General features: G+C 35.0%; 10 protein-coding genes. All 10 read right to left on the bottom strand.

Annotation, left to right across the window (positions count from 1 at the left end; genetic code table 11):
- Positions 1-101: 101 nt before the first annotated feature.
- The gene (locus DRZ96_RS11705; protein WP_256584813.1) at positions 102-2303 is read right to left on the bottom strand and encodes an S-layer homology domain-containing protein; all 2202 of its coding nucleotides are present in this window, start codon (positions 2301-2303) and stop codon (positions 102-104) included.
- A 38-nt stretch (positions 2304-2341) separates the two neighbouring features.
- Positions 2342-6643, bottom strand: a complete 4302-nt coding sequence (locus DRZ96_RS04975; protein WP_256584812.1) for a S8 family serine peptidase — start codon at positions 6641-6643, stop codon at positions 2342-2344.
- A 368-nt stretch (positions 6644-7011) separates the two neighbouring features.
- On the bottom strand, positions 7012-7254 hold the full coding sequence (locus DRZ96_RS04970) for a type II toxin-antitoxin system RelB/DinJ family antitoxin (RefSeq protein WP_172605465.1): 243 nt from the start codon (positions 7252-7254) through the stop codon (positions 7012-7014).
- Between the two features lie 579 nt (positions 7255-7833).
- Positions 7834-8664 carry a class C sortase gene (locus DRZ96_RS04965; protein ID WP_112889812.1) on the bottom strand — a complete coding sequence of 277 codons (831 nt, stop codon included), beginning with the start codon at positions 8662-8664 and terminating at the stop codon, positions 7834-7836.
- The gene (locus tag DRZ96_RS04960; RefSeq protein ID WP_112889811.1) at positions 8654-9484 is read right to left on the bottom strand and encodes a class C sortase; all 831 of its coding nucleotides are present in this window, start codon (positions 9482-9484) and stop codon (positions 8654-8656) included. The genes DRZ96_RS04965 and DRZ96_RS04960 overlap by 11 nt, the downstream gene beginning before the upstream one ends.
- Positions 9468-10514, bottom strand: coding sequence for a class C sortase (locus DRZ96_RS04955; protein ID WP_112890572.1), 1047 nt, complete (start codon positions 10512-10514; stop codon positions 9468-9470). The genes DRZ96_RS04960 and DRZ96_RS04955 overlap by 17 nt, the downstream gene beginning before the upstream one ends.
- 39 nt (positions 10515-10553) lie before the next feature.
- On the bottom strand, positions 10554-11756 hold the full coding sequence (locus tag DRZ96_RS04950; protein WP_112889810.1) for an MSCRAMM family protein: 1203 nt from the start codon (positions 11754-11756) through the stop codon (positions 10554-10556).
- Positions 11757-11865: 109 nt separating this feature from the next.
- Entirely contained in the window at positions 11866-14040 is a 2175-nt protein-coding gene (locus DRZ96_RS04945) for a SpaH/EbpB family LPXTG-anchored major pilin (RefSeq protein WP_112889809.1), read from the bottom strand.
- A 110-nt stretch (positions 14041-14150) separates the two neighbouring features.
- Positions 14151-14588 (bottom strand): hypothetical protein, encoded by a 438-nt coding sequence (locus DRZ96_RS04940; protein WP_112889808.1) that lies wholly within the window; start codon positions 14586-14588, stop codon positions 14151-14153.
- A 162-nt stretch (positions 14589-14750) separates the two neighbouring features.
- Positions 14751-15476 carry a hypothetical protein gene (locus tag DRZ96_RS04935; RefSeq protein ID WP_112889807.1) on the bottom strand — a complete coding sequence of 242 codons (726 nt, stop codon included), beginning with the start codon at positions 15474-15476 and terminating at the stop codon, positions 14751-14753.
- Positions 15477-15504: the final 28 nt, after the last annotated feature.

The raw sequence follows: 15504 nt of genomic DNA, 5'->3' as shown, positions 1-15504 counted from the left end.
TTTCCGAAATAATTATATCTTTTTTCAAACTTATTTTTCACCTGAGAAATAAATAAGAGACTCGATTTCTCGAGCCTCATAGTTTTGTTATTAGGGACCTATTACTTAATTTCAAATACCACTTGTGCAATTTGTGCCCTTGTTAATTTTTCTTTTGGCATGAAGTTCCCATCATCCATTCCCTTGATTAGACCTAGTCTAACCATTTCTCTTACAGATTCCTTAGCCCAATCTGAAATATTTTTTTCATCTTTAAAGCTAATATTAATATTCTCTTCTTTGTTATTTATCTTATGGACCTTGTTGAATCTTGATAAAAAGGCACACATTTCTTCTCTAGAAAGTTCCTTGTCTGGCATAAATCTACCGTCGCCAAATCCACTTGCTATTTTATTTTTATAAGCCCAATCAATATATGGTGAATAATACTTGTTTGCATCGATATCATCAAAGACCTTGTCCTTATACTTACTTGCATCTACATTTGCAAGCCTACCAAGTATAGTTACAAATTCAGCCCTTGTTAGACTCTTATCTGGCATAAAATTGTCTAAGTCAGCAATATCTTTAAAATAATTTTTATCTACTGCAGAGATAATAGCCTTCTTTGCCCAGTGATTTTCAATAGAAGTTGGATTTGATTTATTAGATGAGAAGATACTTGTGCTTTTGCCATTAGAGCTTGTCACAACCTTACTAGTCTTTTCATGACTTCTCCTTCTAGGAATACCCTTATCCCTATTATCTTCCCTTTCAATAGAATTATCAGATGGCTTATTCTTATCTGATGGTCTATTTTCATCAGACGGCCTATTCTTATCTTCCTCTGATTCATCCTTGTCCATATCTTTCCAGGAAGCTGTAATAGTTATATCTGAAGCAATTATAATTTTATCTCCTGGCTTCTTCTTGTCTCTATTTCCAGAAACAATCCAACCATCAAAAACCTTTCCATTTGGTGCAGTGAAGGTATTTTCTGGAAGCCTTATTTCTTCCTTATCTCCAACATTAATATCTGGTATCCTTCCACTTCCACCATTTGATTCAAATTCAACCCTGTGTCTAATTTGACTAACTTCTTCAAAATTTGGAGTGATTTCAATATCCTCTTGACCTATAAAGATGTGTCCTGGTTTTTGATTTATACCTCTTACATTCCATCCTATAAATTTTTTACCTTTTTCTTCTTGTCCATTAAATTCTGGAAGTACAAAATCTTCGCCTTCTTTTACATGTACTTCTTCCCCATTAACCTTTATCCTTATATCTTTGTTTTCTACTTCAGTAATTGTATCTGAATTAAGGTCAATAGAGTAAATTTTGACACTTGTGTTTCTTGCATAGTCTGAAGCTACTACTTTTATTTCAACTTTTCCATCTTTAGCATAATCTTTAAGATCTTTACTTTGGTCAAAGTCTATTCCATTTGCGTAAATTTTACTGCTTTCTATACGGCCAGGTTTGTCTTTATCTCTCTTGTCTGTAACCTTTAAATAAACTTTTTTATCTCCATAGTTTAAAGTAATCGGGTTATCTGAATTATCATCCATAGATAATTTTATTTCTGGTTTGACATTGTCTAAATAAATCCTATATTGTGATAAAATTCCACCTTCAGGGCCATTTAATTTGTAGTCCTTAGCAGACCAATCCATTACATCATTGTCCCTTACATCAAATGTAACTTCAAAATCCTTTGAGTTGTCAGATTTCAAATCACCATAAATTAAATATTGGTCTACCATTGATTCATTTATTCTAAGGTGCCAGTTGAAGCCACCCTTATCTCCAATCCTTCCTCTTAGGGTATGTGGACTCTTCCTAACATAAAGTTCTCCTTTTCCTCCATCACTGTAAGGATTAAATGTATCTTGGTCCATGTCTAATTGAACTCCATCCCTATCGATGTAAAGACACTTGCCCATTTCTTCAACTAAGTTTTCTTCTTTAAGCTCTTCGCTTCCATCTAACTTGTAAATTTCATATCTAATTACATTAAAGCCATCAAGACCTCTAATATTTGCGTCAAAAACTTTCAGATCCTCATCATTATTTATGAAATCTTCTCTATAGTTAGCATCTAGACCTGTCTTACCTGGATTTCTGGAGATAACTCTAACTCCATAACCCTTACTTATCCTAAGTTCATCTTTTACCAGATAATAAACTTTTCCATTTTCATCCCTTTTCTCTTTAAGTTCGCCACCTAGTTCAGCTTTTCCAAGTTCAATAATGCTTTTTTGTGAAGTTAAAAGTTTTGGTTTTTGCTTTTTCTCTACGCTATCATTTATTTCCTTTGGCATCCTGAGGAAAATACTCTCGCTTCTCTCATTTCCATCTACTACATATAATTCAATGTCTCCTTGTAGTCAATTCCCTTAGTATTATCTACATCATCCTTATTTCCCCATAGATTAAACTTGAAAGAGTGAGTTTTTTCATCATAAGAACCAGGAACCCTCTTTAGTTCTTCTCTCTTGTTGGTTTTTGCCATTCTTGTAGATCTAAAATAGATTTTTGCATCAGGAGATACATTTTTTACATATCCACTTAAGTCAAAGCCTCCCCTTTCGTCAGGGACAATTTTCCCAACATAGCCCATAGTCTTTAATGCTGCAAGATCCTTATCCTTAAACTCCATTGGGTCGCCATTAGAATATTTAGAAGGAATACCATATTCATCTACTGAACTTATATCTCCATAATCATAATCTATACTTGTATCTCCAGTAAATGGATTAGTAATCTCTATTTCTTTTGGCTTTATAATTCTCCTTGTGTCCTCTTCAGAAAGAGCTTTTACATAAGAATTATCATCAAGTCCTACTTCAGGCTTTTCACTAATATTTTCTCTATTATTTTTTTCTAGATCCTTCTCATTCTTGTCTTCTTTGTCATCTTTAATTTCTACATTTTTAAGTTTAGATGCATCAATTTCTCCAAGCTTAGTATTTTCATTTCCTTCCAAATAATAAGCAAGTTTTCCATCAATAACTTTATCGTCAAACTTAACCCTGTAAAGATTAGTGAAGTTAGACGCTCCATCAAGCGCAGCCACCTCTAAGGTTTTGCCAAGAAGATTTTTATTTGCTCCAAGAATTTTGTAGACAGAGTTTCCTTCGCTATCAATTTCAAAACTTCCATACTTGTCAACTTTTCCAGTGTTTACTACCTTTAAATTCTCCTCGATTTCGCCATAATCATTTACAAAGGCAGCACCAGCAAACCAAACCTTGTTATTAGTTACTGTAAAATCATCAGGATTCTTTTCTTGATCCCTTTGGAATAAAGTCTTACTGTGATCGTTTTGAACATTGTAAGTATCCTTAACTTTTAAGATAATCTCATCAGGATTATCTGCATTTAAGCTGATGATTTGAGGTGGAGTCCTATCAATTTTTACAGGAATATAAGAAACTTGATAAGGATAATTTGGAGAAAGTCTATATTGAAATTTATAATAATATTGTCCTTCTGCTATAGGATCAAATTTTCCTTCCACATAATTTGGATCATTCTTATCTTCTGCGTGAGGATTATAAATCAATCCGTCCCATCTCAAATCTCCATAGACTTTTAATTTTGATGACTTAATTCCCTTAGCATCACTTCTCTTAGAATTTAAAATTCCCTTTATAAAATGATCCACTGTAATTACCTTGAGGTCTTTTTGATCTTTTTCATCCATAGTATTTACAATGGAAATTTTGCAATCAGAAGCTGATCTTAGTATCAAAGGACTAGGAGTAAGCCCCCTGTCAATTTCATTTCCAGAAATAATTTTACTTTCCCCACTAGAATTCATATTGAAGTCTTGTGAGTTATTAAAAGCAAACAATTCAGGGTCTTGGTCTAGAGTCTTATTTTCAGTTTCCCTATTTTGAATTACACCAGCTGGTTTAAACAAATCTATACCATGTTCACCACCACGACCTTTGTTTAGAGTGCCAGGAATTTTTGGATTGCCCTCATCATCATAACCTACAATCCCCTTAGACCTAGAACCATCTTCCCAGGCCCACTTATCTATAATAGGCTCCTTATTCCAATTTCCAGCAAAACCCATCACAGGCATTGAAAGTGAAGGTTGTGGATCTTTTACATTCTCCTTCTCTTCCTTAGATTCAAAATTAATAAAGGCCTCTACGAACATATCCTTGTCCCTTGCTTCTCCAACATTAAGAGTAGCACCTAAGTTAAATGAACCCCTTGCAGGGATTGTAATTTCGTCTTGTGCAAAACTTATACTTGCTCCCTTGACCTCTTTAGGATGAATCTCTGCAATATTTTGGATACCATCCTTACTAGCTTCATCCTTATATTGCTCATCTAATTTTTTCTTATTAACTTCTCCATCAGTAGTCACCTTCGAAGAAGAAACTTTAACAGTAATATCCCTGTCAGAAGGATTGTCTATATTTATAGTAAAATCTTTTTTGTCAGACTTTATTTCTTTAAGAGAAACTGCTCCATAGGAGTTCATTTCTCCCACTGAATCTTCCACCTTATATGACACAATTAAATTATTTTTCAATGCTCTCTCAACATTAATAAGACCAGATCCTTGTTGTCTTGGAGATGCAAATAGATAATTGCCCTTGCCATCATCTGTTGTTGGATCAATCATTGGTCTTGAAGTATTCTGAAGCATTATTTTAGTAAGAGAAGTTATATCAATTCCCCTTGCCTTAATAACAGGTTCCTTGACAAGTTCCTTTACCCTTGGTCTAATTAATACAGTAGAAGCAGAAACAACAGGCGCTGCCATAGATGTTCCTGACATATATTGATAATTGTCCACCCCATCTATCTTGTTTAAAGTTGAGTAAATATTCTTACCTGGAGCAGATACATCTGGCTTTAACATCAAGTCTATTCTAGGACCCCAAGAAGTTGAACCAGCAGGCACATTAGTGTCTTCCCATGCAATCTTATGATCCAAGAATTTTATACTAAGCTCTTTTTCCTCTCCAAGCTTAGGCTTTTTAGAATTATACTTCTCCATATCAATTCTATAGTCAGAATTCTTTGACTTGAAATCCTCTTTTTCATCAGGCTTCCTGCCGCAAATCATATCCCAGATTAACTTACCATCCATACCTGATACAGAAAAAACAGGAACTCTTGTATTTTCATCTTCTTCATATCCCATGGCAGGAATATTTTCCCAATCATCTCTGTTGTAATAGGACACAGTATTGACTACAACTACACCCCTTGCTCCCTTATCAAATACCTTCTTAAAAGAGTATTTTAAATCCTTGGTATAGATCCTATCCATTACAACAATCTTATCTTTTAAATCCTTACCAGCAATATCCTCATCCTGGCATTGTCCCAAATATATGAACTTGTACTTATCTTGTTTAAAATTTCCCTTATCGAAGAAGGCACCAATTTGTGAATACCTAAAATCCTTGCCTCCAATATTTACACCTTCATATTCGATTTTTGTGTTTCTAGAAGAAGCAACAGCAATAGCATCTTCATGAGCCGCTGTCCTAGTGACATTACCAGTATCAGTCATCTTAAGAGAATTATTCGCATACCTGTCCCATGACGAGCTAGAAGATGAAGTTGCATAATTACCTGTGGCTACACAAATAGGAATTCCTGCCTTCCTAAGAGACCTAATAGCTTTCCAGTACTTTTCTCCAGCCAAACCAGTTCCTGTGAAGCCAGAAGAAACAGAAATAACATCAACATCATGTTTTATACAGTCTTCAAAGGCGTGAAACATAGTCTCATCACCAGCAAATCCATCGCTTGCATCTGAATACATCTTGTAAGAAAAAAGTTGAGCATTAGGAGCAATACCCCTAATTCCCTTATGGGCCTTAATATCTTCATCAGTATCATTAGCAGCCAAAATTCCAGCAATGTGCATGCCATGTGGGTCATGATAATCTGAACCATCATCATACTTCTCTGTTGTTATCTTGCCACCATTTAAGTAATTAAAAGAATGTGGCACCTTATCAGAAAGCCAAAACTCCTTATCAGAACCTTTTAGATCATTCTTTTTTAACTTTAGAGAATTTTTAGCATCATCATCAATACGCATAGCCTTATGACTTGCATCCATACCCGTATCAATGTTGGCAATAATCATCCCTCTACCATCATAGTTCTTGCCAAGATTTGCATTAATTGCATTTAAACTTTTTAGGTAGTCACTTGCCCTGTCGACACCAACAAGTTTTCTTGCATTTTCCATAAGAGGAACTAACTTGCCAGCCCTTTCAACGTCCTTTACACCCTTGATGCTTTTTAGTTTATCAAGCTCTTCAGGATAAGCCTCAACAGAAACAGCCTGGAACAAAATATCGTACTCATAAAGAATTTTTACATCCTTAATTTCTTTTAAGCTATGTATGACTTGATCCTTGTTGGCCTTATCATCAAATTCTACAAAGTAAACTACCTTTTCCCTCTTAACCTTTACGCCAGCTTCCTCTTTTTCAAAATCTTCAAGAATTTTACTCTTCTTAAGATTCATTTCCTTTTGACTTCTTACAATTCTTTCAGTCTCGCTTAAAGGCTTATTAATATTATTTCCTTCAGCAAAAACTCCATTAAAAGAACTCATTACAAAAATTAAAGATAAACCTAAGGATGAATATCTTTTTAAATTTTTATTCATATTACCTCCAAATATTTATAAATAATAACGCTTATCATTATTTGCGACCTTTAGATTTTAACACATTGTTTTTTGAATTTATATAAAAAAAACCAATAATTTACAACATAATTTTATAATCAAAAAATTAAAAATTTTACTCACTTTTTATCTTGGTAAAAGGCTTAAACAAGCCAATATAATTTTTTTTAAAATTATTAATCTTTTAATATTATTACCGGAATTTTTATAAGGCCAAAGAGTTCTAAAGAACAATAAAATAATCTTCCATATCTAAAAAATTAACTAAGCAAAAACAAAAGTAAAAACAAAAACATACTAAGAAAAGCTATGAGGATAACCCCATAGCTTTTTGCTTTCACGAAATTTTATTTATGATTTATAAATTTTAACTTGCCTTCCTTGTATTCCCTGTACTTTCTTTCAAGATACTCAATATTCTTGTCACTATAAAAAAGATTTTCTAAGATCTCATCAGGTAACTTCCCATCACGGACAATTTCTTTAAGGAAAATATTTATTAAATCATCAATACTGTTACCCTTGTCCTGACACACCTCATTAACTTCTTCTAAAATTTCATCATCAATATCAATAACTAATTCAGCCACAGAACCATCCCCCATCTCTTTACAAGCATTTTATATCACATGAAATTAAAATCAAGATAATTTTTATTAAAAAGCTCTTTGCCAAGAATATCCTATGTAAAAAATTGCCTTGTTTTCAAATCGAAGACCTTCACCCAAAATCGCATTGTTTGAGCGATAGCGAGTTTGCGATTTTAGAAGGTCGAGATTTAGAAAACATCAATTTTTGGAATGAGATATTCGGGCAAGAGCTTTTTGCTTGTCAAAAATCTGTGTTCCTATATTATATCTGGATAAGATTTTTCATCAGCTCATGCGTCGCTAAAGCTAGCATTTGCTATGAAAACCAGAAAAAGTAGCCTTATGGTTTTAGACTACTTTTTGTTTTTGTATTTAATTTATTTCAAGATATCCGACTCACTCGACAATGCTCCCTATTCGGTCGCATCGTCTTCCTTCGCTGGATAAGATTTTTCATCAGCTCATGCATCGCTAAAGCTCGCATTTGCTGTGAAAACCAGAAAAACAGAGACTCGTCTCTGTTTTTCTTATCATTAAAAAGAGCCTGGCTGTTGCCAGGCTCTTCCCATCAAACTACTCCTATCTTCTCCTAGCCCTTCTCCTAGAAGACCTAATATATCCCACCATCCTAATAAAAACTAGGACCATGGCAATCCATCCAGCAAGAGTAATTCCATAAATTCCATATTTTAAATAGTTTACTTCTGTCTTATCTTCCACCACAGGTTTGACCTCAGTCTTCTTCTCCTCAACCCTCTCGGCATTAATAAGTAGCCTCTTAGGTCTTGGCGGCCTCTTTGGATGACATGTTAAAAGCGTCACCATGTCCTTACCTGCCACTGGAAGGATAGACTCCCAGTCACTAGGAGAAATTATATCAGTCCCAGTGACCCTGTATTCAAGCAGACCTGTGCGACCGTCAATTAAAATCTCATCTCCAACCTCTAGCTTGTCAACATTGTAAAACATGAGGTCACCCCACCAGCCTCTGTGGCCGGCTATGACAGACCTAGTTGACATCCCACCAAGGGGAAGACTTGTCCCCTCAACTTGGGCCACACCCCAGTCAAGATGGTCATAAGTGGCATCGAGATAAATCGGCTTCTTCATGTCAAGCTTGGGGATAATGAGATAAGCAAAGACCTCGTCCTTGTCAATTCCCTTGATATCGTGAGCACCCTCATATTCCTCATTGTCAAAGGGGTCAATAATATTGCTCTCCCCCTTGACAACCTCCTTGTTGTAATCAATCAAATCATCAGTCACTTGACTATCCTTGGCCTTAAAGGAAGCATAATTCTTGTCTGCCATTAGCTCCCTATAAGACATGGAAGTAAAGGCAAGTAGGGGCAAAAATATCCCCAACAAGATAAAGATATATCCAATTATGACCCTTGACTTAGCCTTCATAACGTCTCCTCCTGCGTCTTCTAATATAAATAAAGATAATGATAATAAGAAGAAGAATAACAAAACCAGGCACAATTAAGTCCTTGTAGTTAAACTTAGCCTTATCTTCAGCCTCTTCCTTTTCCTCTGGCACATAAGGAATCCTGTGACCACGAACTAAGAGCCTGTGAGAATTAATCATGTAAGGCGTACAAGTAAGTAGAGTCATATAATCCTTTCCCTCAACAACTAGGACAGGATCAAAATTCCACGGCTCAATAACGAGAATTTGGTCCACCTGATAGGCGAGAGTTTCCTTTACGTTAGTGTAGTAGAAAACATCTCCCACTTCCATCTTGTCAAGATCCCTAAAGAGCTTGACTTGCGGAAGACCCCTGTGGGCAGTGATAACAGAGTGGGTAGACTTGCCCCCAATAGGAAGAGAAGTCCCCTCCAAGTGACCACAGGCCTTTTGGAGGACATCCTCAGAAGTACCAGCATAAACTGGAATTTGTTGGTTGATCTTAGGCACGTCAAGATAACCAATCTTCTCCCTGGCCTCTAGCATACGGGCATAATTTTCCACACCCTTCTTCTCCCTGTCAGTGTAGGGGTCAGCCAGCTTAGATGGGTCCAAGGTTTCATTATAGGCACGAGCCAGGTCAATCCTCTCGTCAATCTCTTCCTGACTCATCTCATCAACAGCTTCCTTGAAGTCCACAATTTGGTTGTTGTTCTCCACAGTATAATACCAGTTGGAGATAATGGGATAAGAAGCAATCAAAAAACCAGTGATAAATAGGAGGATAATCTTCCAATTCCTTTTAAATTTTTCCTTCATGGTCTCCGCCACCCTTCTTATCACTTAAATTACCATTAGCATTATCACTAGAATTCACATTTGAATTCACATTTGAATTCCCATTAGAATTCCCATTAGAATTCCCATTAGAATTCCCATTAGAATTCCCATTAGAATTCTCTTGGCCCTTCATCCTTGCCATCTCAATATTTCTTAGCCTATCAGCTTCCCTCTTGGCAGCCTTCTTCTTCCTTCTCCTATCAAGAATAAACCTCAATAAGATTATTATAGCAAAAATTAAGAGAATGATAAGTCTTTTATCAATATCTAAGTTCTTGCCAACATCTTCCCTCACCTTGTCGTCCTCTTCAGGCACATAAGGAACCCTGTGACCACGGACAATAAGCCTGTGAGTGTTGATCATAATTGGCGTACAAGTAAGAAGCGTTGCATAGTCCTTGCCTGGCACCACGAGAAGTTGTGAAAAGTCAGAAGGATCAATGACATCAATGTGGTCCACTTGATAGGCCAAAACACCACCAATGTAGTTGATGTAAAACTTGTCTCCCATCTCCACCTTTTCCAGGTCCGTAAAGAGCCTAGCAGAAGGCAGACCAGAGTGAGCCGTTATAACAGTGTGAGAAGACTCCCCACCAATAGGAAGAGAAGTTCCCTCCAAGTGGCCAGCCCCCTTTTGCAAAATCTCCTCATTAGTCCCAGCATAAATAGGCAGGTCCACATCAATAGACGGCACCTCGACAGTACCAATCTTGGTCCTAAGCTCTAACATCTGAGCATAATTCTCTATGGCCTTGTGCTTTTCCTCTTCACTGTAAGGGTCCTTGGGAGTCACATTCCCCAGATTATCATTATAAATCTGAGCCAGCCTAAGTCTTCTTTGGATTTCCTCATCACTTAAGAGGTCCCTGGCTTCCTTGTAGTCGGCAACCTGGTTGTTGGCCTCAATCCTGTAATACCAATTAGAAATCAGGGGATAAGAAAGAATCCCCAGACCCAAAACAAAAATAAAAATAAATAACTTATTAGATTTTTTCCTTTTTTTACTCATCTTTTCACCCATAAAAAAGAGGCTCCCAAGGAGCCCCTCTTAATTCTTGTCCTTGATCATAAACCTACCCAATCCTATCATAATTGCACCTGCAATCACAAGCACAATTAGGGTAATATCCCCAGTCTTTGGAATAGGTGGCTTAGTAGTATTCTCTATAATTAGGACTTTTTCAAAAGAATTGTCATTAATCTCAAATTTTAAAGAACCCTGTAAAAGAGTATAACCATCAGGAGCCTTAGTCTCCCAAATTTCATAAGTACCATAAGGTAAGTCTCTTACAAAGAACTTGCCGTCATCTCCAGACTTCAAAACAAGATCCTTGCCATCCCTTTGAACCCTTTGGTCCTTACCCTTGACCTTTTGTGTGATGACAAACTCAGCACCACCAAGGCCCACATCTCTCTTTTCATTAGTCTTATAGAAATTATAAGACCCAAGTTTCTTCTTGTTAAGGACACTTAGCTTGGCAGCTTGCCCTTCGAAGATAGTGAACTGACTCATCTCATCCACAATCTCATAACCAAAAGGCGCCTCAATTTCCTTGAAGAAGTAAACCCCAGGCTCAAGATCCCTTATAACAATAAAACCATCCTTGTCAGTCTCAAAGACCTCCTCAGTCCCCTTAGGGTCCATAGTGTAGGCCCTTGTCTTCACCACATTACCATCCTCATCAAGAAGTTGGAACTTGGCACCAACAAGACCCCTTCCCTCGTCACTGTACTTAAAGAGACGAACAGAATTAGGTGGAGTCGGTGGCTCATGAGGTGGCTCTTCTGGAGGTGGTGGTGGAGGTGTAGGTCTAACCTTTAGCCCCCACTTTAACTTGGCAATATTAGTCTCTTCCGGACTAAAAACTGCAGACTCAATAATGCGGTCCTTGTCCCCCAGCTCCCTGATATAATAAGTTCCAGGCTCAAGATCAAGAGTAACCTTATAATCATCCTTTTCCTTAGGACTTACAATCCACTTGTCTGCCTTATTAGCAAGTTGTCTGTCCAGTTCTTCTTCACTAAGCTTATCAAGTATAGTCACAAGATTGGTCTTATCCATATTAGTATCAATAAACTTGTCATTGATTTTCCAAATACCAAGAGTCCTGCCTTCCAGGTCCTCTTTGCTTAAACTTTCCCTTGTCTTAATATCGATGGTAACAGATGATGCTCCTAAAACATTAAGAGGTAGGAAGACCATAGTTACCATCATGTATAAAATTATTAAATCTTTAATTCTCTTCTTCATCTCTACCCCTCTATCATAATATGTAGAGGAAGGGGTTCCCCCCTCCCATTAGATTTAAATAATTAAACCTCTTTGAGAAAAGTATCTCAAAATATCTTACTTAATTAAATTAAGCTTCTTCTCTATTTCTCTTCATAGCAACAACAGCGCCAGCCATTAGAGAAATACCAACGATTGTGAATAATACAGTACCCATACCACCAGTTTGTGGGATAGTTACTTTCTTGTTGACTAATCTTTGAGCTTGAGTTGTATCAGTTGTTGTTGAATCAATTGTAGAATTTTCCCCTGTTAAAGTTAAATTATTGTAAGAATCTTTATTAACAGTGAATGGGAATTTTTGTCCATCAGCAGGAATTGCATATCCTTCTGGTGCTACAATTTCGTGTAAGTTATAATCTCCAAAATCTAGTCCAGTTATTTCCATGTAACCTTCACTGTTTGGAGTTAATACAACTAGATTATCATTAAGCTTATCTTTTGTTCCAAATCCATCTTTCCATTCATATTGAATAGAAGCTTTTTTCTTTAATCCTGCGATTTCTGTTGCTTTTTTATCAATTGCTGCTTTCTTATCTGTTCCAGTTTGACCTTTTTGTTCTTCAGCACTTAAAGCATTATATTCATCTACAAGTGTTTGTAAAGCTTCTTCTGCAGTCTTTAGAGCAGTTTGATCAGCATCTGCTTGTTCAGCTGTCTTGTAGTATAGATATTTACCATCATTATTAGCAATTAAGAATTTACCACCAACTAGACGATTAATATCTGTATTGTTGTCATCAGTCTTAACAAATCTGTATCCTCCAGATGTTACTGTTACTTCTGGTGGAGTAATTGGATTAGGGTTAGGGTTTTTCTTATTCTTGATTACTAAATCACCATTTTCATCATGTGAATAGTTAGGTACCCAACCTTTTACTTCTTGTTCCACAACTCTATATTTTTCATTTTTATCTAGACCTTCAAATTTTCCAGAAGTGTTAGTTGAATCTAATGTTAATGCTTTACCTGCTACTTCTTCCCATTTATTTGTTTCAGGATCCCATTTTTCAAGTTTAAGAGTGATAGTCATATTTTCTGGCCATGTTTCTGTACCAGTACCATCTCCACCAACAAATGATTTGTCTACTTTGATTTCAGTTTTATCTTTTTCTGGAATTGGGTTTTTATCTCCTGGTTGTGGAGTGTATCCTGGTTTATTTCCATAGTGGAAAGAAACAGTGTTGGTTTCTGGGTCTACTGGTCCAGTTAAACCATTAAGAGTTGCTGAATATTTTAGAGTAAATTCAACTTTTTGTGCTGCTTCGTCAGCTACTTTATTATATACAGTTTTTCCATCAATAAGCTTTACGCCATCGCCTTTGTTAAGTGTTTTTTCTAATACTTTTTTAATACCTGAATCAGTAAGTTTTAATACAAAACCATTATCAGAGTTTTCAACTTTATAATCATCAGTTGTTAGTCCTAAGTCTGTATTTTTATCTCCATAAGTTGCACTTAAAACAACATCTTCATTATAAGTTAGTCCTTCACTCATTCTATCTGACCATGCTAGCATGATTTCTTTTGAACCAGCAGGAATTGGAGTCTTAACAATATAAGGTACCTTTGCACCTTTATCTAATGTGTAAACCTCATCTTTTCCATTTTGAGTAATTGTAACATTATGAGTTTCATTTTCATTTGCTTCTTTGTCTAGTTCCTTAGTTGTATCTTTTTCATCAGTTGTATTCTTTGGATAAATATTAACATCATCCATTTTTGCACCATTATCATCATAAATAGGTAGTGTTATCTTAAATGGTACAGCCATAGCACCAGTGTGATTTTCTGGTGTTTCAGATTCTACAAAATAATATGTTCCATCTGCTAAATTAGAAAGAGTAACTAGACCATTTTCATCTGTAGCTGCAGTTTCAGTTCCTTCTAATCCAGAAAGTTTACTATCTTCTGCGTCAATTAAAGCTTGCATTTGATCAACAGTTTTTGGATTAGTCTTTTCAATTTCTGCTAATTGTTCTGTAGTAACTTTCCAATAAGTGAATTTAACACCTTGTAACCATTTAGGGTTTTTACCATTGAAATAGTCTTCTCCACCAAGTTGTTCTAAAGTCAATTCTTGTCCCTTGTGATCTTTTTCTGTAACGCCATCAAAATCGTCAAGTTCAACTTTGTGAATTTTAAGATTTGTCGTTCCGCCAGCTGCTAGTGCTGTTAGTGGAGAAAATACTCCCACTAGCATCACTAATGCCATGATTAGTGATAAAATTTTCTTTTTGTTCATAATATAACTCCTTTGTTATTAATTTTTTATAAAAATTTGCTTCCGCAAATTATTACCTTTAATTTGATTATAAAAATCAGTCTTACTTTACTATATTATCTGATGACTTTTTATCTTTTTAAATCTTCAATTTCTATGTGCTTAACTATCTCATCTTTTATAGTTTTTGCAATAGCTTGCATATAAGCCTCTTCTTTAAGAGACTCAAGTATTTGAATCAAAATAACAATGGTTCTAAGTCTGTTATTTATTTCATCATCATTTGATAAATTATTCTTCTTTATTTTTTGTTCTAAATCATATTTTATTGTTTTGTATTGATTTAAATCGTTTATCAAACCCGCCATTTCATACTCTGCTTTATCTAAGTAAGCACATTGAACTTGTTCGACAAGATATTCAAGGTCAATTGTTTCATCCACCGGTTTTGGCTCATCTCCATTATAATCCTGTTTACTTAAAGAGTATTTCTTTTCATTCATATAATCATATAAATATTCATCTTTATTAATTTTAAGACCTTTTCTTATATCACTTTTAATTTTCATTTTAACCTCCCGGTTTCTAAACTGTATCTCAATTAAAAACTGCACTCTTTTTTGTAATTCAATCTCTAATTAAATACGAGTTCAAAATCATTCACTTAATCATATACAAACTATAATTGTCTTATTAAATTAAAAGGTTCTAAACTGATTTAAGTCAATAAATCATTTACTTTTATTATCTAAAATTTCTGTAACTTTAATAGCATAATCTCTAGTTTCAGATTTTTTGTCAATTAAATAGTCAACATTAACATCGAAGTTTCTAGTTTCAGGAACTTCAACTATGTCTTCCTTAATAGCTTCAAGAATATAAATAGCATGATTTATAACCTTTAACTTATTATGTTTCGAGTTTCTCAAAAAAATACTTACAACTACAGGAGAGTAAAATAAAACTATTAATATAATTATTAAAATAAGAAAAATTATATTTCTGACTATAAAACCCGAATCTTGCCCTGTTGAATGTTCAAGTGCAGCAAGAAGATAGGCTAATATTATAGAAACACTTGTTGCTAGAATTGACAGAAAACCAGTAATGCGATCTACACTCTGCGAACTTACTTCAATGTCAACCTTATATGTTTTGAATGATATTAAGTCTTCTACTAGTTTTTCTTTATTAATGTTTTTAAAATTTTTACTATCCGTGTAATTTACAGTTACATATTCTAAAATTTCATCCGTGTCGTAATATTTTAAATCCTTCACTTTGTCATGAGCTAATTTGCAAGGAACTCCAGTGTTAAGTTCATTGATTGCTGTTAATATCTTTGTTAAAAATATAAAAATTCTGCAATTTATTATAAAATTAATAATTTTCTTGTACTTTTCATTATAATTTGCTTTTTCAACTGTATTATTTTTGATTGATTCTCTTTCTTTCATAAACCATCACTTTATTCTTTGAATATTA

Origin of the sequence: Peptoniphilus harei (genome assembly GCF_900454685.1) — a bacterium.
Classification (GTDB): Bacteria; Bacillota; Clostridia; order Tissierellales; family Peptoniphilaceae; genus Peptoniphilus_A; species Peptoniphilus_A harei.
Note: the sequence above shows the minus strand (reverse complement) of the source record. Positions and strands in the feature narration are given on the sequence as shown.